The 22,786-nt window shown below is 29.0% G+C and carries 25 protein-coding genes and 1 other annotated feature; all 25 genes read left to right on the top strand.

Translation table 11 applies throughout. The annotated features are described in order from the left end of the window. Window positions 1–3: 3 nt before the first annotated feature. The 25 genes from KQI42_RS16775 to KQI42_RS16655 all read left to right on the top strand — a co-directional run bounded on the left by KQI42_RS16775 (window position 4) and on the right by KQI42_RS16655 (window position 22,785). Entirely contained in the window at window positions 4–1,104 is a 1,101-nt protein-coding gene (locus tag KQI42_RS16775; protein ID WP_216521440.1) for a transglutaminase domain-containing protein, read from the top strand. Window positions 1,105–1,127: 23 nt separating this feature from the next. Further along, a complete protein-coding gene (locus tag KQI42_RS16770; protein ID WP_216521438.1) occupies window positions 1,128–2,165 on the top strand; it encodes a ComEC/Rec2 family competence protein in 1,038 nt (345 codons plus the stop codon). Between the two features lie 9 nt (window positions 2,166–2,174). Then, a complete protein-coding gene (locus KQI42_RS16765) occupies window positions 2,175–2,393 on the top strand; it encodes a DUF3006 domain-containing protein (RefSeq protein ID WP_216521436.1) in 219 nt (72 codons plus the stop codon). Between the two features lie 64 nt (window positions 2,394–2,457). Continuing rightward, window positions 2,458–2,707: a binding site (T-box leader), on the top strand. 86 nt (window positions 2,708–2,793) lie between these two features. Next, the gene (asnA, locus tag KQI42_RS16760; protein ID WP_216521434.1) at window positions 2,794–3,771 is read left to right on the top strand and encodes an aspartate--ammonia ligase; all 978 of its coding nucleotides are present in this window, start codon (window positions 2,794–2,796) and stop codon (window positions 3,769–3,771) included. A gap of 47 nt (window positions 3,772–3,818) precedes the next feature. Then, complete coding sequence (locus tag KQI42_RS16755; RefSeq protein WP_216521432.1) at window positions 3,819–4,301, top strand: endolytic transglycosylase MltG; 483 nt, start codon at window positions 3,819–3,821, stop codon at window positions 4,299–4,301. 80 nt (window positions 4,302–4,381) lie between these two features. Further along, window positions 4,382–4,957 (top strand): NAD(P)H-dependent oxidoreductase, encoded by a 576-nt coding sequence (locus KQI42_RS16750; RefSeq protein ID WP_216521430.1) that lies wholly within the window; start codon window positions 4,382–4,384, stop codon window positions 4,955–4,957. Between the two features lie 347 nt (window positions 4,958–5,304). Further along, the gene (locus tag KQI42_RS16745) at window positions 5,305–6,039 is read left to right on the top strand and encodes a hypothetical protein (protein WP_216521429.1); all 735 of its coding nucleotides are present in this window, start codon (window positions 5,305–5,307) and stop codon (window positions 6,037–6,039) included. A 24-nt stretch (window positions 6,040–6,063) separates the two neighbouring features. Further along, complete coding sequence (locus tag KQI42_RS16740) at window positions 6,064–6,696, top strand: CBS domain-containing protein (RefSeq protein ID WP_216521428.1); 633 nt, start codon at window positions 6,064–6,066, stop codon at window positions 6,694–6,696. A gap of 79 nt (window positions 6,697–6,775) precedes the next feature. After that, complete coding sequence (locus KQI42_RS21715; RefSeq protein WP_216521427.1) at window positions 6,776–7,372, top strand: BofC C-terminal domain-containing protein; 597 nt, start codon at window positions 6,776–6,778, stop codon at window positions 7,370–7,372. A gap of 78 nt (window positions 7,373–7,450) precedes the next feature. Continuing rightward, on the top strand, window positions 7,451–7,945 hold the full coding sequence (gene ruvC / locus KQI42_RS16730; RefSeq protein ID WP_216521426.1) for a crossover junction endodeoxyribonuclease RuvC: 495 nt from the start codon (window positions 7,451–7,453) through the stop codon (window positions 7,943–7,945). 22 nt (window positions 7,946–7,967) lie between these two features. Then, the gene (gene ruvA / locus KQI42_RS16725) at window positions 7,968–8,555 is read left to right on the top strand and encodes a Holliday junction branch migration protein RuvA (RefSeq protein WP_343231710.1); all 588 of its coding nucleotides are present in this window, start codon (window positions 7,968–7,970) and stop codon (window positions 8,553–8,555) included. A gap of 17 nt (window positions 8,556–8,572) precedes the next feature. Then, on the top strand, window positions 8,573–9,583 hold the full coding sequence (gene ruvB / locus KQI42_RS16720; protein WP_216521422.1) for a Holliday junction branch migration DNA helicase RuvB: 1,011 nt from the start codon (window positions 8,573–8,575) through the stop codon (window positions 9,581–9,583). Between the two features lie 10 nt (window positions 9,584–9,593). Next, window positions 9,594–9,803, top strand: coding sequence for a DUF2905 domain-containing protein (locus tag KQI42_RS16715; RefSeq protein ID WP_216521421.1), 210 nt, complete (start codon window positions 9,594–9,596; stop codon window positions 9,801–9,803). 12 nt (window positions 9,804–9,815) lie between these two features. Further along, window positions 9,816–11,189, top strand: coding sequence for a SpoIID/LytB domain-containing protein (locus tag KQI42_RS16710; RefSeq protein ID WP_246566703.1), 1,374 nt, complete (start codon window positions 9,816–9,818; stop codon window positions 11,187–11,189). Window positions 11,190–11,215: 26 nt separating this feature from the next. Continuing rightward, a complete protein-coding gene (gene queA / locus KQI42_RS16705; RefSeq protein WP_216521420.1) occupies window positions 11,216–12,241 on the top strand; it encodes a tRNA preQ1(34) S-adenosylmethionine ribosyltransferase-isomerase QueA in 1,026 nt (341 codons plus the stop codon). Window positions 12,242–12,254: 13 nt separating this feature from the next. Beyond that, window positions 12,255–13,373, top strand: coding sequence for a tRNA guanosine(34) transglycosylase Tgt (gene tgt / locus KQI42_RS16700; protein ID WP_216521419.1), 1,119 nt, complete (start codon window positions 12,255–12,257; stop codon window positions 13,371–13,373). Window positions 13,374–13,435: 62 nt separating this feature from the next. Then, a complete protein-coding gene (gene yajC, locus KQI42_RS16695) occupies window positions 13,436–13,777 on the top strand; it encodes a preprotein translocase subunit YajC (RefSeq protein ID WP_216521417.1) in 342 nt (113 codons plus the stop codon). 95 nt (window positions 13,778–13,872) lie between these two features. Further along, window positions 13,873–14,250, top strand: a complete 378-nt coding sequence (locus KQI42_RS16690) for a TIGR04086 family membrane protein (RefSeq protein ID WP_216521416.1) — start codon at window positions 13,873–13,875, stop codon at window positions 14,248–14,250. A 69-nt stretch (window positions 14,251–14,319) separates the two neighbouring features. After that, a complete protein-coding gene (scfA, locus tag KQI42_RS16685) occupies window positions 14,320–14,460 on the top strand; it encodes a six-cysteine ranthipeptide SCIFF (protein WP_216521415.1) in 141 nt (46 codons plus the stop codon). 67 nt (window positions 14,461–14,527) lie between these two features. After that, complete coding sequence (gene scfB / locus KQI42_RS16680; RefSeq protein WP_216521414.1) at window positions 14,528–15,889, top strand: thioether cross-link-forming SCIFF peptide maturase; 1,362 nt, start codon at window positions 14,528–14,530, stop codon at window positions 15,887–15,889. An 11-nt stretch (window positions 15,890–15,900) separates the two neighbouring features. Beyond that, the gene (secD, locus tag KQI42_RS16675) at window positions 15,901–17,166 is read left to right on the top strand and encodes a protein translocase subunit SecD (protein WP_246566702.1); all 1,266 of its coding nucleotides are present in this window, start codon (window positions 15,901–15,903) and stop codon (window positions 17,164–17,166) included. 15 nt (window positions 17,167–17,181) lie between these two features. Beyond that, entirely contained in the window at window positions 17,182–18,051 is an 870-nt protein-coding gene (gene secF, locus KQI42_RS16670) for a protein translocase subunit SecF (RefSeq protein ID WP_216521412.1), read from the top strand. 69 nt (window positions 18,052–18,120) lie between these two features. Beyond that, on the top strand, window positions 18,121–18,474 hold the full coding sequence (locus KQI42_RS16665) for a LapA family protein (RefSeq protein ID WP_216521409.1): 354 nt from the start codon (window positions 18,121–18,123) through the stop codon (window positions 18,472–18,474). Window positions 18,475–18,675: 201 nt separating this feature from the next. Further along, entirely contained in the window at window positions 18,676–20,445 is a 1,770-nt protein-coding gene (gene recJ / locus KQI42_RS16660; protein WP_216521407.1) for a single-stranded-DNA-specific exonuclease RecJ, read from the top strand. A 177-nt stretch (window positions 20,446–20,622) separates the two neighbouring features. Next, complete coding sequence (locus KQI42_RS16655; protein WP_246566701.1) at window positions 20,623–22,785, top strand: RelA/SpoT family protein; 2,163 nt, start codon at window positions 20,623–20,625, stop codon at window positions 22,783–22,785. Window position 22,786: the final 1 nt, after the last annotated feature.

The following is a 22,786-nucleotide window of genomic DNA, read 5'->3' as shown; positions in this document are numbered from 1 at the left end:
ATCATGGGTAAAAAGCTTTTTAAGATTCTTTTAGCTGAAATATTAATTATTCTAATGCTTTTTACATCTTACTACTTCTACAATAATAAAGATAAATTTTCGTTTAATATAATTCCAAGTTCAAGCTTGAAGAAATCCCTTAAGAATGAGATAGTTAAAGAACCACAATTATATGATGAATTAGAAAACGCTTTAATTGAGGGAAAAGGGCATATAAATATTAAAGGGATGGCTGGTTATAAAAATTCAGATCAAGTGTTTAAAGTTATAGAAGAAATTGTTATAAATAACCCAGAGATAATGTATTATACTGGCACTAAGTATTTTCAAGGGGTTTTAACCCCTAGTTATTCAAAAACTAATGAGGAAATATTAAATCATCAAGAAGAGATAAGAAAAGCTAGGGATAAATTTATCTCTGAATATATTAATTCATCTATGACGGATTATGAAAAAGTAAAAGCAGTTCATGATTATATCGTAAATAATGCAAAATATGACAAGAGATTGTTTGAAACAGGTGAAGTTCCTCCAGAATCTTATGTACCATATGGAGTGTTAGTTTTAGGAGTAGGTGTATGTGAAGGCTATGCTAAGGCTATGAAATATTTGTTAGATGAGGTTCAAGTTAAATCATTGGTAGTTGTAGGAAAGTCAAAAGGACAAAATCATGCTTGGAATATAGTAGAAATAGAAGGAGAGCATTATCATGTTGATCCAACATGGGATGATCCAATTACCGATGATGGATCTAATATTTTAAGTTACGATTATTTTAACTTAAGTGATGATCAAATATCAAAAACCCATTCTTGGAACAGAGAAAAATATCCTGTATGTAACAATGATAAATTTAATTATTTCGTTTATAACGATCTTATTATTAATGATAAGAAGGAATTTGACGATAAATTAAAAGATGTCTTAATTAGAAGAAAGAAATCTTTTGAAGGAAAAATAACTAATTTCGATAAAAAAGATTTTAGTATTGAAGACTCTATAGAGAATATAGTATGGAGTAATCCTCAGAAAATTCGTTTAACTAGTTATACATACTATTTAAACAAAGAAAATGGTAGTATTAAATTTGACTTTAAATACTAATAAATTTAGCAGGAGGAAATTATATGAACAAAAGAAAAGTATCATTATTATTATCATTATTATTAGTCTTAGGTATGTTTTTATTTGGGTGTGAATCGAATATCGACTTTCTAGATGAAGATGATGGAAATAACCTTTTGGTTAATTTCATAGATGTAGGTCAAGGGGACAGTACTCTTATAGAATTTCCTAATGGAGAGACTTGTCTTATAGATGGAGGACCTAGAAGTAGTAGCGAAGATTTAATAGACTTTTTAAAGACAAAAAAAATTGAAAAAATAGACTATCTTATCGGAACTCATCCTCATGAAGATCATATAGGTGGATTGCCAGAAGTACTTAAAAACTTTAAGGTGGAAAAAGTTTATTTACCTAACAAAACGGCTAATACAGTAATATTTGAAGATTTACTTAAAGAGATAAAGAAGAATGATTTAAAAATTATTGTAGGTAAAAGTGGATTAAATATTGCTGATAAAGATGGAATTAAATTCGATATTATAGCACCAAATAATGAAAACTATTCCAACACTAACAATTATTCTATAGTAACTAAAATTGTATATAAGGACTTTTCTCTTTTAGTTACTGGGGATGCGGAAAGAGAATCAGAACTAGAAATGGTAGAAAAAGGATATGATCTAAAATCTAAAGTGTTAAAGGTAGGACATCACGGAAGCAGTACTTCTAGTACATCTGAATTTCTAGAAAAGGTAAATCCTGATTACTCTATTATAAGTTTGGGGAAAGATAATTCTTATGGTCATCCTCATAAAGAAGCGATAGAAAGGTTGGAACAAATAAATACTAAGATTCTAAGAACAGATGAATTAGGGACTATTGTCATAAAAACTGATGGTGAGAATATAGAAATACTAAATAAAATTGAAAATGACAAAACTGTGTTAGAAGGTAAATATTTCATAGGAAACAAAAATACCAAGGTATTTCATAGCAAGGATTGTAATTCCTTACCTAATAAAGAAAATCAAATAACCTTCAAAAGTGAAGAAGAAGCATTAAAAGAAGGATATAAACCTCATGGAAAATGTATTAAATAGGAGGATTTTATGAAAGGAATAGTTGATAGGATTGAGAAAGATGTAGTAGTTATTGAAATAGAAAAAGAGATATTTAACTTTAATATAGATCTTTTTCCTGAAAATATTAAAGAAGGAGATTTAGTTGAATATGAAGAAGATAAGTTTATTATTTTGGAAGATGAGACGAAGAAAAGAGAAAAGGAAATAAGAGATTTATTTCATTCTTTAATTGAAAAAGATGATTAATTGAATGAAAATGTTATTGACATCACTTGATTATTATAATATAATACTTAATCAATAAAATAAATTTAACACAATGATGGGAAGAGTAGTTTATAAAGGAAGTTATAGAGAGTCGGAGTAAGGTGGAAATCCGATACGAATTTATAATTGAAGAACATCCCTGAGTATCTAACCGAAATTATTAAAGAGTAGGCTTAGACGGTTATAGTCCGATAAAAACTATAGAGTATCGATTGATATCAATCCGTACTTTTTTAAGTGAGCCCTTTGCTAATTTAGGTGGTACCGCGGAAGTTATACCTTTCGTCCTTTATGGATGGAAGGTTTTTTTATTTTTATAATGTAGAGGAAATAAATATTTAATAAAAAAATTTATTATGAAGTTATAGGAGGAATAGTAATGGAAAGATTAAGTCTCAAAGAAACTCAAATTGCAATAAAATTGATTAAAGATTATTTTGAAAGGAAACTGGCTGGTAGATTAAATTTAATTAGAGTATCTGCACCCCTGTTTGTAAAACCTGAAACAGGGCTAAATGATAATTTAAGTGGAGTAGAAAAAGCAGTGTCTTTTAATATGAGAAAGTATAATCAAGAAATTGAAATAGTTCAATCTTTGGCTAAATGGAAAAGAATAGCTTTGAAGTTATATGATTTTAATGATGATGAAGGAATTTATGCAGATATGAATGCTATTCGTCCAGATGAAAAGCTTGATTATACTCATTCTATTTATGTAGATCAATGGGATTGGGAAAAAGTCATAAAAAAAGAAGATAGAACTGAAAAGTATTTGGAGGAAGTAGTAACTAGTTTATATGAAGTTTTTAAGGAAACTGAAAGGTATATTAATAAATCATATTCTTTTTTAACTAATAAGCTACCAGAAGAGATTAAATTTATAACTACTCAAGAATTGGAAGATATATATCCTGATAAAACTCCTAAAGAAAGAGAACACCTTATAGCTGAAAAATATGGTGCAGTATTTTTAATGAAGATAGGAGGCAAGTTAAAATCTGGAAATCCTCATGACGGAAGATCCCCTGATTATGATGATTGGGAATTGAATGGAGATATATTATTTTGGAATCCAGTTTCAAATGAATCTTTAGAATTATCTAGTATGGGCATTAGGGTTGATGAGAAATCTTTGATCAAACAACTTAAATTAGCTAATGCGGAAGAAAGGAAATCTCTTTCTTATCATAAGATGTTATTAGAAGGACAACTTCCATATACTATAGGTGGTGGCATAGGTCAATCAAGAATATGTATGTATTTCTTAGAAAAAAAGCATATAGGACAAGTTCAAGCTTCTGTTTGGACAGAAGAAATAATCAGGGATTGTGAAAAAGAGAATATATTTTTACTTTAATCGATATTTATTATACAATAGATGAAAAAGGGTAGAGGAGTGGGACTTTGAACAATAGATATAAATTACTATATTTAATATTAGGGATAGGGATCGGAATCGTTTTAACCAATACTATTTATATATTTAACCCTAAGACTAAGTATATAGATTATACAGATCAAGAAATAATAGAAAAGGCTAGAGAGATGGGGATGGTAAAAATAAAAGATAATATTGATACAACAAAGGATGAAATCTCAACTAATGAACCGAAAGAAGATAAAATAGAAGTCAGTATAAAAACAGAGGAAGGAACCAATAAATCAGATGAAAAGGAAGAAAAAATCAAATTTGTTATCAATTATGGTGATACTCTAATGGGAATAGCAAAAAATCTATTAGATGCAAGAATAATAGATGATGAAGAGGAGTTTGTACAATTAGCTAAAGAAAATAAATTGAATTCTAAATTTAGAACTGGGACCTATTATATTAAACCTAATACTAGTTATTCTGATATAATGAAGATGCTAACTACTAAACAGTAAATGCTATATTAAATGGTTATCAATTCTCTAATATGGGTAAAATACTCATAGATAGACTTGAATAATAGGAAGGTGAATTTATGAAAAATCTTATTATATTTTCACATCCAACTAGAGATAGTTTCAATGGGGCTGTATTATCAACAATAGTTAGAGAACTAGATAATAAAGGATGGGAATATAGGATAAATGACCTGTATAGTGATGGGTTTAATCCAGTACTTACTTTAGAAGAATGGGAAAACCAAAGCAAAAATATATACAGTGAAGATGTTAAAAAACAGCAAAGAGGTATATTATGGGCAGATAATATTTTTTTAATATATCCTATATGGTGGATGTCTATGCCAGCAATGTTAAAGGGATGGATAGACAAAGTAATTACAGAAGGTTTTGCACGTAAAAAAGAAAATGGAGAAATAATTAAAACTTTAGAAGAAAAAAGTTTATATATTTTTACTACATCAGGAAGAACCAAAGAAAAGTTAGCTAAAGATTATGATGCGGCTATGGACAAAGTTTTATTGGATGGAACTTTCAAATATTGTAGCTTTAAAAATATGAATAGAAAAAATTCATATGCCGTAACTTCTGCTACAAATGAAGAAAGAAAAAGAATGTTAAAAGAAATTGAAGAATTAGTTAAAAACTTATAACAAGCACTTTTAGTGCTTGTTATTTTTATAATGTATAAGAATCTACGAGCTTTCTTAATTTAAAATATTTTTATTAGAAACATTTTCTACTATCTAAATATTAAAATTTTGTAAAATACTATTATTTATTTTTCAACAATAATAAAGAAGAATGTAGTATAATAGAATATGCTGTCATTATACATTTTTATAATTCGTAGAAAAGTATAGATTTCTTTAGTGTAGATTTTCTGTAAAATACAAAAGGATCCTCCTTAGTTTAAGATGCTTTTATAGATACTTTTTTATTATTAGAAGGTTTAATCCTCCAAATAATTGGAAACAATTGCTAAAAGGAGGGATTTAATATGGTATTAGCAAATAACAATTTATACAATATTTATGAAGGATTAAAGCATAATTTTTTGTTTAACAATGATATTAATTGTATACATATCCTCCTTAACCTTTATGATTTAGAAGAAAATATTACTAACATCTATCCCAAATATGTTTCTATTAATCATATTAAAAAACATATTACTAGGTATTTAAAACATAGAAGAGATAACCATTTAATTTCCTTAAACATTGGACAATTAATACATGAAGATATCAATAGACTGGAATTATATATTTATTTAGAAGGTTATAAATATGGTTATATTGATAACAAATGGGTAAATATTTTAGAGGAAGAAACAGTAAAGCATTTTTCTATAGAAGAATTATACGACATAAAATATTTATTCCATTTTGATACTTCTATAGAAGAAATATCTAAGTTAAAGGCTGCTTTAGGGGAAGAGATTCATAAAGGAGAAAAGGATTCCAACTATTTATATAGTCTTATTAGCTCTTATTGCAATAAAGTTATTAAAAATAAAGTATATAGTCTAAATAAATTTATGGATAAACAATTAACTATAGAATATAATTCCGATAATCTTAATATAAAAGAAGAGGAACCTTTTTTAACTTTAGAGGAGTTAAACGGGATTTATAAAGAATTGGTTAAAATAGCTATTAAAAATGGTATAAAACTCTATAAAGATGCCTATTGGAATGGATTAAATGATAGGGTTTTGAAGAGATATAGCTAATATTATTAATAAGGGGGAATCAATATGTATGTAAAAACTCACATGTTACCAAAGGAGAAGCTAACTACAGTAAGTTTAGAGGAGAACATAGGTAGTGCTTTAGAAAAAATAATTGAAGGAGATTTTTTGTCTTTACCTGTTTTGGATGGCAGTGAATTTAAAGGATTTATAATGAAGGAAGCTATATATAGACGTTATTTTGATATGGGCTGTATGGATAAAGATGAATTTTTAAAAGGAACCAAAGTGAAGGAATTATATAATGATAATTATAAGTCTATAAAAGAAGGAGAAAAGATAGAAAATGCTTCCTACTTATTAAAGGAATTAAGAACTCCTTTTTTACCAGTATTTAATTCATATGATAAGTTTGTTGGTATTCTAACTCATTTTTCTATATTCAATGCATTCTCTGAAATCTTTGGATTTGATAAAGGTACAAGAATAGTTGTTAATTTATTTGATATTCCAGGGCAACTAGCAAAACTTACAGAAGTTATAAAAAAAGAAAATGCTAATATAATAAATTTTGCTATAATGGATGCTAAAATATTAGATGTAGTAAGAGTAATACTGAGAGTAGATTCAGAAAATGTAGAGGAGTTAATAAAGAAGATCGAAGATGCTGGATTTAAAATCGGTGAAGTAACGAAATAATTTGAAAAGATATAAAAAGGTATAAAATTATAAAAAATGGGAAAAATATCCCTCTAGATAGTATTCTGGAGGGATATTTGTGAAAAAATATAATTTTACACTTGTTTTTGTGCTTTCTTTAGCTCTATTTTTGACAAGTTTCGTATTTGGTTATCAAATGATGGGTAAAAAAATTAATGGAAAATTCGACACTGCTAAGACTAAAGAGGAAGATCTAGATTCTAATGAGTATTCAGACATGGAAATACTTAAAGAGGATAATAGAATTTCCCCTAATACTTTTATAGAAGAAAGAGTTCATTATAAACCTTGTGGTCATGTTTTGACAAAACTCAATAGAGCTAATGAGGAAATAGTTAATATGACGGAAAAAGAATATAGAGAATACATACAAATGAATTATCCAAACATAAAAATAATTTCTTATACTAATAAGCAAATAGTTTTAAGAGAGGATAGAAACCATTTATGTCCTAATCACTACATAATTGGAGAAAAAGAAGGAAATATTGCTATTTTCAAAGTAGATGAAAGAGGACAAAGAATATTAGATAAGGTTTTTCCAGATTATCCGATTTCCTTATTGAAAGAAATAGATCAAGAAAAATTAAAAGAGGGAATTATGGTAGATAGTGAAGAAGAATTATCAGATATTCTTGAAAATTTTATTAGTTAACTAAGTTAGAATTTCTAACTTAGTTTTTTTAATGAAATATGGTAGAATAATGTATAGGCTTATTGAAAGGAGAGTTATATGATTATACTAGGAATTGACCCAGGAATAGCTATAGTAGGATATAGTATAATTGAATGTAAAGGTAATAGTTTTAAAGCCATAGATTATGGTTGTATAACTACGGAAGCAAATATGTTATTTCCTGAAAGATTAAAAATAGTATATGATGAGATTACTAAGATAATTGAAAAATATCAACCAGAAGATTTAGCAGTAGAAGAATTATTTTTTAATAAAAATGTTAAGACTGCTATAAAGGTAGGACAAGCAAGGGGGGTTGAGGTTCTTGCTTGTGTAAATAAAGGTTTAGATATTTTTGAATATACCCCTTTGCAAATTAAGCAAAGTGTAGTAGGGTATGGTAGAGCAGATAAAAAACAAGTACAAGAGATGGTAAAAATTTTATTAAATTTAAAGGAAATACCTAAACCAGATGATGTAGCAGATGCTTTGGCTGTAGCTATATGTCATGGAAGCTCTTTAAAGTTTAAAGATTCCTTTAGAATGAAATAATAGATTATAAAGGGTGATGAATTTGTATGAATTTATTATTGGTGATGTAGTAGCTCTTAAAGAAGACTATGTAGTTTTACAGAATAATGGAATAGGTTACAGAATATATACTTCAACTAATTCTATTGCTAATATTGAAATTGGAAAGAAATCGGTTGTGATGTATACATACTTTAATGTTAGGGAAGATGGAGTATACTTATATGGTTTTACTTCTGAGGAAGAAATGAGTATGTTTAAGTTATTGTTATTAGTATCTAAAATTGGGCCTAAAATTGGTTTAGGTATACTATCTACATTAACTCCTAATCAAATAAAACTAGGAATAATGAACAATGATTCCGACGTTTTATGCAAAGCTCCAGGAATTGGGAAAAAAACTGCTTCTAGGATTATACTGGAGTTAAAGGATAGAATTGATACAAATGTAGAAATGGAGTTGGATTTAGAAGAGATTAAAGGTAATGATTATGACGAAGCTATTAATGGTTTAATGTTTTTGGGTTATAGTAGAAACGAAATAGATAAAGTTTTAAGGAAAATAGATACTAGTAAGATGAGTACAGAAGATATAATAAGAGAAGTTTTGAAAAAACTATCTAAACATTAAGAAAGGGTTATGTGAGAATGGAAGGCATGAATGATAGAATTGTGGCTGGCACGTTAAAAAAAGAAGATATAGATAATGAAGTTACTCTTAGACCAAAATGGATTGATGAATACATTGGTCAAGATAAAGTTAAGGAAAAACTTAAAATTTTTATACAGGCAGCAAGAGAAAGGAAAGAACCTTTAGATCATGTATTATTATTTGGTCCCCCTGGATTAGGTAAAACTACATTAGCTAATATAATAGCAAATGAAATGGGAGTTAATATTAGAATAACCTCTGGGCCTGCCATAGAGAGACCAGGAGACTTAGCTAGTATTTTGACAAACTTAGGAGAAGATGATGTATTGTTTATTGACGAAATTCATAGGATTAATAGGACTGTAGAGGAAATTTTATATCCAGCTATGGAGGATTTTGCGTTGGATATTATAATAGGCAAGGGACCGAGTGCTAGGTCTGTAAGACTTGATCTTTCAAAATTTACTTTAATAGGGGCAACGACTAGAGCAGGTCTTCTAACATCACCTTTAAGGGATAGATTTGGTGTAATGTTAAATTTAGATTTATACGATATCTATAATTTACAAAAAATAGTTACTAGATCAGCAGCCATATTAGATATTGAAATAGAAGATCAAGGTGCTCTAGAAATAGCCAAAAGATCTAGAGGGACTCCAAGAATAGCCAATAGATTATTAAAAAGAGTTAGAGATTATGCCCAAGTAGTTGAAAATGGTATTATTACTTGGGAGGTAGCAAGAAAAGGATTAGAAATATTAGAAATAGATGATTTAGGACTAGATAGTGTAGATAGAAAAATAATTCTTACTATGATAGAAAATTTTAATGGTGGTCCTGTAGGAGTAGACACTTTATCTGCAGCTACTGGTGAGGAGAGAAACACTATAGAAGATGTTTATGAACCTTATTTACTTCAAATTGGATTCATTAATAGGACTCCCAGGGGAAGAGTAGTTACTAAAAAAGCTTATGATCATTTTGAGATACCTTTCATTGAGGAATAGGAGGGATTTTATGGATTCCTTTGGTAAAATATTAATCAGTATAGGCATTTTATTGGTGATAGTTGGCGGAATAATGGTTGTTGGCAATAGATTTGGTTTAGGAAAATTACCTGGAGATATTTTTATTCAAAAAGGGAACTTTACTTTTTTCTTTCCTCTTGCCTCTTCCATTATTATAAGTTTAATACTTACTTTATTGCTAAAACTTTTTAGAAGATGAGGAGGAATACAAATGAAGAAAAAGATATGCTTAATATTAATATGCTTTTTAATTTTAACTAATATTTCTAATCTTCCTGTTTATGGATCATACTTAAATATTGAATACATAGATGTAAAATTAACTAAGCCTATAAAAACATCTAATATGATAACATTAGAAAGCAATAGTGGATTTTCTATTTATAACAAGGAAGACAAGCTGATGGAAATAGCAAAGCTGCCTGATAGTGTGATAACCGTTACGCCTAATGAAATAGGAGATATAAACGTTTTAGATGTACAAAATAATATTGTTTATATCCTTCCTAGAGATGGGAGTATGATATTAGGTTCTGGCTCTATGGAAAATCATTTTTTAAAGGTGGGAAAGGACAGGTATAGAGATTATATAAGATTCTTATCTAATGGAAATGAATTGACTATAATAAATCATGTGAAATTAGATCATTATTTATATGGAGTAGTTCCAAGTGAAATGCCTTCTTCTTTTCCAATAGAAGCTTTAAAAGCTCAAGCTATAGCAGCAAGAAATTATACTTTAAGAAATGTAAATAAACATATAAAGGAAGGATATAATCTTTGTGATACAGTACATTGCCAAGTGTATTCAGGCTTGGACTGGGAAAAGGATTCAACCAATAAAGCTATAGATGAAACTAAGGGTATGTATATCTATTATAATGGTGAATTAATAGATGCAGTATATCACTCTACTAGTGGAGGATATACTGAAGATAGTAGTCAAGTATGGGGGAATGATTTTCCTTATTTAAAACCTGTAGAGGATATTTATTCAAAAGATTCCCCTAACAGTAGCTGGACTTTACAAATCAGTAGTAGTGAATTAAATAAGAGATTGGTTTCTGCAGGGGTAAACGTGGGAGAAGTTTTAGATATGGAAGTATTGGAAACTACTTCTGCAGGACGGGTACAGAAACTTAAAGTAAAAGGTACTTTAGGTGAACAAGTCCTTGGAAGCAGTAAGATTCGAGCAATATTAGGAAGTGCCGATTTAAAAAGTACTTGGTTTAGTGTTAGAAAAGAAGGTTCTAGTGGTGAAAACAACACAGCTTATGTACTAGATGGAAACAATGAAAAAGCTGATAAAATAAATTTAAATAATGCACATATAATAGACGGTCAAAATAAACAAACTGCTTCTAGAGGAATTATTAGTAGAGTAATAAATAAAAACAATACTGAAACATTGGGAGGACTTTATAATCATACAGGTCAGTATTACATTATTGAAGGCAAAGGCTATGGACACGGTGTAGGAATGAGTCAGTGGGGAGCAAAAAAAATGGCTGAAGAAGGATATAGTTATGAAGAAATATTAAAGCACTACTATAGCGGAGTGGATATTTTATATAATGATTGGTAATTTTACAAATAGAAGAGGATGATTTAATGAAAACAGAAGATTTTTATTACGATTTACCAGAAGAGTTGATTGCTCAATATCCTATTGAAAATAGAGAGGAATCAAGACTTTTAGTTTTAGATAGAGAAACTGGTATTGTAGAACATAAACGGTTTAAAAATATTATAGATTACTTAAATCCTGGTGATTGTTTGGTATTAAACGATACAAGGGTTATTCCAGCTAGATTATTTGGAAATAGAATAGGGAAGGAAGAAAACATTGAGTTTTTACTTCTTAAAAGAGTGAAAGATAAAACTTGGGAAACACTAGTTAAACCAGGAAAAAAAGCTAGACCCAATGCAGTCATAGAATTTGGAAATGGACTTTTAACAGGTAAAGTTTTATCCATAGGAGAAGATGGTACAAGAATTGTAGAATTTGATTACGAGGGAATATTTGAAGAAATATTGGATAAATTAGGAGAGATGCCATTGCCTCCATATATTAAAGAAAGATTAGAAGACAAAGAAAGATACCAAACTGTATATTCTAAGAATATTGGTTCTGCTGCAGCACCAACGGCAGGACTTCATTTTACAAAGAGCTTATTAGATAAGATCCAAGCAAAAGGTGTTTCTATTGCATATATAACTCTTCATGTTGGTCTAGGTACTTTTAGGCCGGTAAAGGTTGATAATATAGAAGAGCATCATATGCATTCTGAATACTACCAAATATCTAAAGAAACTGCAGATATTATTAATAAAACTAAAAAAAATGGTGGAAGAATTATATCTGTAGGTACAACTTCTACTAGAACTCTTGAAACTGTAGGAAATAAGAATGGATATATAGATGTAAAATCTGGTTGGACAGATATATTCATTTATCCAGGATATGAGTTTAAAGTTATTGATGGATTAATCACTAATTTTCATTTACCAGAATCAACCTTATTAATGCTTATAAGTGCTTTGGCTGGCAGAGAGGAAATTCTTAGGGTTTATAATATAGCCGTCAATGAAAAATATAGATTTTTTAGTTTTGGCGATGCAATGTTAATTAAGTAATAGGAGGATAATTATGGCGATAAAGTTTGAATTATTGAAAGAATCGAAGGAATGTAAAGCTAGATTAGGGAAGCTATATACACCTCATGGTGTAATAGAAACACCTATATTCATGCCTGTAGGAACTAGAGCAACGGTGAAAGCCATGACTCCAGAAGAAGTGAAGGAACTGGGTGCTCAAATAATTTTAAGTAACACTTATCATCTATACTTAAAACCAGGCCATAAACTGGTTGAAGAAGCAGGAGGACTTCATAAGTTTATGAATTGGGATGGACCTATTTTAACTGATAGTGGGGGATTTCAAGTTTTTAGTTTAGGAGATTTAAGAAAAATAACAGAAGAAGGAGTAGAGTTTAGATCTCATATAGATGGATCAAAACATTTTATTAGTCCAGAAAAATCTATAGAAATACAAAACTCTTTAGGTTCAGACATAATGATGTGTTTTGATGAATGTACTCCTTATCCTGCAACTTATGAATATGCAAAGCAATCCATGGAAAGGACCTCAAGATGGGCTAAAAGATGTAAGGATTATCATAAAAACTGGGATAAACAAGGGCTTTTTGGAATAGTTCAAGGTGGAATGTATAAGGACTTGAGAGAACAAAGTGCTAAAGATATAGTAGAGCTAGATTTCCCTGGATATGCTATTGGTGGACTAAGTGTTGGAGAACCTAAGGATTTAATGTGTGAAATGTTAGATTTTACTACTCCACTACTTCCTAAAAATAAACCAAGATATCATATGGGGGTAGGTACTCCAGATTATCTTTTTGAATCGGTAATCAGAGGAATAGATATGGCAGATTGTGTATTGCCTACCAGAATTGCTAGAAATGGAACTGTACTTACAAGTCAAGGGAAGTTAGTTATAAGGAATGCTAAATATACTAAAGATTTTTCTAAGTTAGATCCTGAATGTGATTGTTATGCATGTACCAACTATTCTAGAGCTTATATTCGACATCTTTTCAATGTAGATGAAATATTGGGAGCTAGACTTGCTACAATTCATAATTTATATTTCTTAATAAAACTTATGGAAAATATAAGGCAAGCTATAAAAGAAGATAGACTTTTAGAATATAAAGATGAGTTTTATAAAAAATATGGATATAATGATTAAAAAAGAAGGATTTATTTAATTTATGTTGAATAAATAATAATTAGAAAGGGAGGGTTTTTAAAATGAACGCACAAGCATTACAAGGTTTAATTTTACCAATAGGTTTTTTAGTAGTATTTTACCTGTTTGTCATTAGACCACAAAAGAAGAAAGAACAAGAAATTAGAGAAATGAGAAACAACCTACGTGTTGGAGACGATATTATCACAATTGGTGGTATCTATGGTAAGGTAATAAGAGCAAAAGAGGACATAATAACTATTGAAGTTGGTTCCTCCAAGACAAAACTTGATGTAACTAAATGGGCTATTGGAAATGTTGTTAAAAAGAATGAATCCAAAAACAATAAAAAAGAAAAAGAAGAAACTAGTGTAGAAGAGAATGATACTAAAGACAATGACTAGCAGAAAAGCTTCCTTTTAATGAGGAAGTTTTTTATTTAAGTAATAAATCTTCCTTATCATAAATAAATTTAAAGTAGAGATAGGGAGGTGTTTTTATGAAAGTTAAAGGATTAGATAGAAGTGCATATCTAGCAAAGGCTTTATTATTATCCTACATAATGACTTGTATTCTAATCTTGGTTTTCTCTATGCTATTAACCTTTACTTCTTTAAAGGAATCTAGGATACCGTTGTTGAATACCATTGTTATGATTATTAGCATTACATCTGGAAGTGTATATGCAGCTATGAAGGTAAAAGAAAAAGGATGGATTAATGGAGGAATAATAGGAGTTATTTATTACTTAATACTAATGTTCCTTAGCTTCCTTTTTATAAAACCTTTTATACTAGATATTTATTCTATAAGCAAATTTGTAATAGCTTTGGTTACTGGAGTTATAGGGGGGGTCATAGGTATAAACTTAAAATAATTCTTTAAATTAGAAAAAATATATGATATAATGATAAACAGCATAATTCCAGTTTAAGGGGGGTTAAAGATGAAACATATTAAGACTATAAGTGGAAGTAACTTAAAAGATACTTTAGCTAAAGGTGGCTGTGGTGAATGCCAAACTTCCTGCCAATCAGCATGTAAAACGTCCTGTACAGTAGGAAATCAAAAATGCGAAAATAAATAGCATGTGAAAGGTGGTGGTTTATCCACTACTTTTTATTTGCATTAAATCTGTTTTTAGGAGGCTTATGATGAGTAAGGCAGTAAAAATTCACAAGTTTAATTTAAATGATCAAAATATTATTCTTGACATAAATAGTGGAGCAGTTCATGTAGTTGATAAGGTAGTATATGAAATTATAGACTATTTTGAAGACAAATCTCTTCAAGAGATAAAAGAAATTTTTAAAGACAATTATGATGAAAAGACTATAGTAGATGTATATGAAGAAATAAAAACATTAACTGAAAGAGGACTTCTTTTTTCAGAAGAGTCTAATATTAGAAATCTTAAATATAACGAAGATAATATTGTAAAAGCTATGTGTCTTCATGTAGCCCATGATTGTAATTTAAGGTGTAGCTATTGTTTTGCTTCTCAAGGTGATTTTAAAGGAGATAGATCTTTTATGTCCTTGGAAGTAGGAAAAAAAGCCTTAGAATTTTTAGTTGAAAATTCTGGGACAAGAAGAAATTTAGAAGTAGACTTCTTTGGTGGAGAGCCATTGATGAATTTTGATTTAGTTAAAAAATTGGTAGACTATGGTAGAAGTTTAGAAAAAGAATATAATAAAAATTTTAGATTCACTATAACTACTAATGGTGTTCTCTTGGATGAAGAAAAAATTGATTATATTAACGAAAATATGGATAATGTAGTTTTAAGTTTAGATGGAAGAAAAGAAGTTAATGACCATATGAGAAAAACTGTTAGTGGACAAGGTAGCTATGATATAATTGTACCCAAATTTAAAGCAATGGTAGATAAAAGAGGAGATAAAGACTACTATATAAGAGGAACTTTTACTAGCAATAATATTGATTTTTCAGAAGATGCTATAGATTTCTATAATCAAGGTTTTAAAAAGATTTCTATAGAGCCTGTAGTTACTTCCCCTGATAAAGATTATGCTTTAAGAGAAGAACATTTACAGAAAGTATTGGAAGAATATGAAAACTTTTCGAAGAAGTATATAGAGATTAAGAATAAAGACAAAGATTTTTACTTTTTCCATTTTATGATTGATTTGAAGCAAGGACCTTGTATCGTAAAAAGAGCAGTTGGTTGTGGCGCTGGTTCTGAATATATGGCTGTTACTCCAGAAGGAGATTTATATCCTTGTCATCAGTTTGTAGGAGAAGAAGAGTTTAAAATAGGTAATGTTTTTGAGGGAGTTTTTAATACGGAATTAAGAGATACTTTTAAAAAAGCCAATGTTTATAATAAAGAAGAATGTAGAAGCTGTTGGGCCAGATTTTATTGCAGTGGCGGCTGTCATGCTAACGCATATAATTCACATAAAGATATTATGAAGCCTTATGAAATTGGGTGTGAAATGGAGAAGAAAAGAATAGAATGTGCCATTTCCATATTGGCAAATCTTGATAACTAGGAGGGATTAAGATGAATATGAAAAATACTATACTATTTATATTAATAGTAGCTATAGTAGCTTTTAGCTCTTTTGTAGCCATAAATGGAGTTGAAATAGGAAAATATAAAATAGGTAAGGCTAAAGAATCTATTGATTTAGGTCTGGATTTAGCAGGAGGAGTTTATGTAATATTAGAAGCTCAAACGGATGCAAAAGGAGAAGAACTTCAAAAATTAATGGAGCAAACTAAAGCTATAATAAATGAAAGAGTAAATGGATTAGGGGTTTCTGAACCTAATATTTCTATTGAAGGTGAAAAAAGAATAAGAGTTGAGTTGGCAGGTATTGATGATCCACAAGAAGCTATAGATATAATAGGTAAAACTGCTCAACTTCAATTTATTGATTCAAATAAAAATGTTGTTGTAACAGGTAAAAATGTTAGATCTTCAGAAGTAAAGTTCCAACAAAGTAATACGGGAAAAGAAAATCCTGTAGTGGCTTTGGAATTTGATAAAGAAGGCACTGAAAATTTTGCAGCTGCTACGAAACGAGTAGCAGAAAAAACTAACATTGAAGAAAAGATAATCTATATCGTTTTAGATAATCAAGTAATTTCCAGCCCTGTTGTTCAAGATGTTATAACTGATGGTAAAGCCGTTATTAGTGGTAGTTTTGATATAGATAGTGCTAGTAAACTTGCTACTTTAATAAGAGCAGGAGCTTTACCAGTAGAAATGAAAGAATTACAAACATCAGTAATAGGACCAACTCTAGGTTTAGAAGCTTTTGATAGAAGTGTTAAAGCTGGCGGCATTGCAATTTTGTTAATATTTATATTCATGATAATTATGTATAAATTACCGGGATTTATTTCTTGTATAGCATTGACGATTTATACACTAATAGTAATATTTAGTATGGAGCTTCTTGGGGTAAAATTAACTCTTCCAGGTATCGCAGGATTAATTTTATCAATAGGTATGGCAGTTGATGCTAATGTTTTAATTTTTGAAAGGATTAAAGAGGAATTAAGAATTGGAAAAACTGTTAGAACCTCTATAGATTACGGATTTAAAAGAGCATTAACATCAGTACTAGATTCAAATATTACTACCTTAATTGCGGGTGTAGTTTTATATTATTTTGGTACTGGACCAATTAAAGGATTTGGAGTTACTTTAATTCTTGGTATCGTTGCTTCCATGATAACAGCAGTTTTCATAACTAAATATTTATTAAAACTTATGGTATCAATAACTGGTGGAAAAAATACTAAGCTTTATGGAGCGTAGAAAAGGGGTGACAATATGAATATTATTAAGAATAAGAAGATATTTTTAGGTATTTCATTAGCAATAATAATAGTTGGTATGGTTATGCTTTTAACGAAAGGATTTAATTATGGTATTGATTTTACAGGAGGTACTTTAATTCAAATAAAAATTGGTAAAACCATTACTGTAGATGAAGCCAAGGAAATAGTAGATGAATATGATAAGAATGCAAGCATTTTACATGCTGGTGCTGAAAAAGATGAGATTATTATTAAGAGTACTTTAGACCTTAGCAATGATGACATAACTAATATCATTGATAAATTTGTGGAAAAATATAATATAGAAAATAAGAACTATCAATCTCAAAAATTTGGACCATTTATGGGCAAGGAAATAAGAAGTAAAGCATTGCTTTCTGCTCTTATAGCTACAGTTGCCATGTTAATATATATATCTTGGAGATTTGAAGTTAAGTTTGGTATAGCAGCAATTGTAGCATTAGTTCACGATGTATTAATTACTTTATCAGTTTATGCTATATTTAGAATACCAGTTAATAGTGCTTTTATAGCTGCAATATTAACTATTCTTGGTTACTCTATAAACGATACAATAGTTATATTTGATAGAATAAGAGAAAACTTAAAATTAAATCCTAAAGAGTCTATTGATAATATTATAAATAACAGTATTAAACAATCTTTAAGGAGAACTATTAATACATCCTTAACTACTTTAGTTTCTATAACTGTATTATATATATTGGGTGTTGAAGACGTTAGAGTACTAGCTTTCCCATTAATTATAGGGATAATTTCTGGAACTTATTCATCTTTATTTATAGCTAGCCCTTTATGGTATGATTTAAAAAATAGAGAGAGTACAAAAACTGCTATTTAGCAGTTTTTGTACTTGAATTTTGGGTAAAAATCTTATAAGGAACAATATGGATATTATGGGGGTGTAGCTGTGGAAAAAGGTTTTATATTTTCTTTAATCTTTGCAGCAATAGTTGCTATTTTTGCTCTAAATAATGGAGATAAAGTACTTATAGATTTTATTTTCACTAAAGTAGAAATATCTCAAGCTATAATTATCTTTGCTTCTGCAATTTTAGGAGCAGTAGTGGTAGCCTTATTAGGTTGGGTAAATAATTTAAAGTTTAAGAAAGAAATTAAGGATTTAAATAAAAAGTTAAATTCAATAGAAGAAGAAAGAAATAAATTGACTATCATGATAGGGGAAAAGGAAGACGAAATTAGAGAATTAAAGAATAATAAGATGACAGATAGCAATAATGAAGAAATAGATAATATTAACTAGAATTAGTTATTATAAAATGATAAAATTTAGATATCTGCATAGGTATCTAAATTTTTTATAACATATAGAGACATCTAAATTTCTTAGTATAAACTTAACCTAGAATGAATTTTAACAAGGACTTCATTAATTTAATCTATATTTATAGAAGTCTTTTTATTATATTATACTTTTTATTAGAATTTATAGGAGTGAATATTTTTGGAGAAATGGTTTATAAAAAATAAAAAGGTAGATCATAGAAAGATAGCAAAGGACTTAGGTATTAGTCCATTTGTATCTAAACTACTTGTAAACAGAGATATAACGGATTATGATCTAATAGATAGATTTATTAGTCCTCAACTAAATAAACTTTATAATCCAATTTTAATGAAAGATCTAGAAAAAGCAGTAGATATAATTAGAGATAAAATATATGAGAAGAAAAGAATTCGTATAGTTGGAGATTTTGATGTAGATGGTGTAATTAGTGTATTTATTCTTTATACTAGTATAAAGAAATGTGGTGGAGTTGTAGACTATGTTATACCTGATAGAGTTAAGGATGGCTATGGTATAAACAACGAAATTATAGAGAAAGCAAAGTTAGACGGAATAGATACTATAATTACATGTGATAATGGAATAGCTGCTATAGAGCAAGTAAAATTAGCAAAAGAAATAGGATTAACAATAATAGTTACTGATCATCATGATATTCCCTTCATTATAGATGAAGAAAACCATAAGAAGTACATATCTTTAGAAGCTGATGCTGTTGTAAATCCAAAACAATTAGAATGTAGATATCCTTTTAAGAGTTTATGTGGTGCAGGAGTTGCTTTTAAATTGATACAACAGCTTTATAAAGCAATGAATCTACCCTTTGAAGAGTCTTATCAACTGTTAGAATATGTGGCAATTGCAACGGTTTGTGATGTTGTAGATCTAATTGATGAAAATAGAGTTATAGTTAAGAAAGGATTGGAACTTATAAATAATACTAATAATATGGGTTTAAAAGCACTTATAAAAGAAACTAGCATAGAGGGGAAGGACTTAGGAGTATATCATTTAGGGTTCATTATTGGACCATGTATAAATGCATCAGGTAGGTTGGATAGCGCTCTATTATCTTTAAAACTATTGCTTAGCAATGATGTGGATGAAGCTATAGATTTAGCAAGAGATCTTAAGGAGCTTAATGAAGAAAGAAAATATATGACTATAAAAGGTGTAGAAAAGGTTGTCGATATAATTGAGAATTCTAATTTAAAAGATGATAAGGTTTTCGTTATTTATGAGCCAGAGATTCATGAAAGCATAGCAGGAATAATTGCTGGAAGAATTAAAGATAAATATTATGTTCCAACCATTATACTTACAGAGGGAGAACAAGGTGTTAAAGGATCAGGCAGGTCTATTGAAGAATATAATATGTTTGAAGAACTATCAAAATGTAAAGATTTATTAAATAGATTTGGTGGTCATCCAATGGCAGCAGGATTATCCTTAGACCCCTGTAATATAGATATTCTTAGAGATAGGTTAAATAAGGAAACTAGCTTAACAGATGATGATTTAATTCCGAAAGTATATATAGATATGCAGCTTCCTTTAGATTTTATTAATTTTAATTTAATAGAAGAATTAAAGTTATTAGAACCTTTTGGAAAAGGGAACAATAAACCAATATTTGGTGAAAAGGGCTTAAAAGTTAAAAGAGGATTTGTTTTTGGAAATAATAGAAATGTACTTAAGTTAATATTGGAATCTAATAGTGGGAAGACTATTGATGGCTTGTATTTTGGAAATATTGAAGATTTTGAAGAAAGTATAAATCGCAAATATGGAAAAGAGGAAATAGCAAAGTTATACGATGGATTGAATAACAGATTAAATATGGATATATTATTTACACCATCTGTAAATGAATATATGGGAAATACAACTTTACAAGTTATAATTCAAAACTATAGATGGTCATAATAAAAATTTTAAAATATTAGTTGAAATAGATTGTAAAATGATATTTAATATAAGTTAAATACATTTATAATATTTTAAAGATTTAATTAAATACTTGTATAAAATGGTATTTATATAATCATTATAAAAAATTTAGATAATATTAAACTACCAATAAACTTTGAGCAGGTGAATATCATGTTAGAGAATTTACTATTAAAAATAGAGCAATATAACCCACAAGCAGATTTGCAACAAATAATAAAGGCTTATAATTTTGCTGAATCAGCTCATGAAGGTCAAGCAAGAAACTCTGGAGAGAGATTCTTTATACATCCTTTTAATGTGGCAATGATATTAGCTGACTTAAATATGGATACAGCTACTATAATAGCTGGACTTCTTCATGATATTATAGAAGATACAAATACGACTTACGAAAAAGTTGTAGAAGAATTTGGAACTGAAATAGCTGATTTAGTCGAAGGCGTGACTAAGCTAAAGAAACTTCAATATAAAACTAAACAAGAAAACCAAGCGGAGAATTTAAGAAAAATGGTTATGGCTATGGCTAAAGATATTAGAGTAATTATAATTAAATTAGCCGATAGACTTCACAATATGAGAACTCTTGAATATATGAGCGATGCTAAGAAAAAAGAAAAGGCCTTAGAGACTATAGAAATATATGCTCCTTTAGCTCATAGACTGGGAATTTCTAAGATTAAATGGGAACTAGAAGACTTATCTCTAAGATATTTAGACCCTGCTGGATATTATGATTTAGTAGAAAAGGTTTCTAAGAGAAGAAGGGAAAGGGAAGCGTATGTCAAAAAGTTAATTGAATCTTTAAGTAAGAAATTAGATGAAATGGATATCAGTTACGAAATAAGTGGTAGACCAAAAAACTTTTATAGTATATATAAGAAAATGGTTTATCAAGGAAAAAGCTTTGAACAAATTTTTGATTTGACAGCAATTAGAATTATAGTAGATAATATAAAAGACTGTTATGGTGTTTTAGGTATAGTTCACACTATGTGGAAACCTATACCCGGTCGTTTTAAAGACTATATTGCCATGCCTAAACCAAATATGTATCAGTCTCTTCATACAACAGTTATAGGTCCACAGGGAGAAATATTTGAAGTACAAATACGTACTTGGGAAATGCATCGAACAGCAGAATACGGTATTGCTGCTCACTGGAAGTATAAAGAAGGAGTAGTGAAAGCAGATAATTTTGATGAGAAGCTAACTTGGCTAAGGCAACTTCTAGAATGGCAGAAAGATTTAAAAGATCCTAAAGAATTTATGGAAACTCTAAAGATAGACTTTTTTACTGATGAAGTCTTTGTTTTTACTCCTAGAGGAGATGTTATTAATTTACCTAATGGATCTACACCAGTAGATTTTGCTTATAGAGTCCACACTGCAGTAGGAAACAACTGTGTTGGAGCTAAAGTTGACGGAAGAATTGTACCTTTAGATTATAAACTTAAAAATGGAAATATTGTAGAAGTAATCACCTCTACTAATAGCAATGGTCCTAGTAGAGATTGGCTTAAAATTGTTAAAAGTAATCAAGCAAAAAACAAGATAAGACAATGGTTTAAGTTAAAGGAAAGAGACTTAAATATTACCAGAGGCAAAGAAATATTAGAAAAAGAAATTAAACGTCAGGGTTATAAATTGACGGAAATTTTAAAGGATGAGTGGATAAAAGGAACTACCAATAAGCTTAGTATAAACTCAGTAGAAGATTTATACGCAGCCTTAGGATATGGAAGTATTACAGTAAACCAAGTATTAAGTAAGCTTAAAGAATATTATAATGATTACTATAAAATTAAAGATGAGAAAGGATTTGTTGAAAGTAAGATTCAACAAAGTACTCAGAAGAAAGAGAAAAAACCTACCCAAGGAGTTACTATTAAAGGGCTAGATAATATAAAAGTTAGATTTTCAAAGTGCTGTAATCCAGTACCTGGAGATGATATAGTTGGATATATAACTAGAGGTAGAGGAGTTTCTGTTCATAGAACTGATTGTCCTAATGTCAGTGATGTTGACGGAACAGAAAGATTTATAGAGGTAGAATGGGATTTCCATAAAAAAGCTTCATATCCAGCTGAGATACAAATCAAGGCTACTGATAAATCTGGATTATTAACAGAAATAACTCAGAAAATTACAGACTCTGACTTAGGATTACTATCTTTAAATGCTAGAACGAATAAAGAAAAATTAGTAATTATAAATATTACTTTAGAAATTAAAGACATAGAACAATTAAGAGATTTAATGAGAAAGATTAAGAGAATAAAAGGTGTCATTGATGTATATAGAGTTACAGTATAGA

Source organism: Tissierella simiarum, assembly GCF_018917865.1.
Classification (GTDB): domain Bacteria; phylum Bacillota; class Clostridia; order Tissierellales; family Tissierellaceae; genus Tissierella_C; species Tissierella_C simiarum.
Note: the sequence above shows the minus strand (reverse complement) of the source record. Positions and strands in the feature narration are given on the sequence as shown.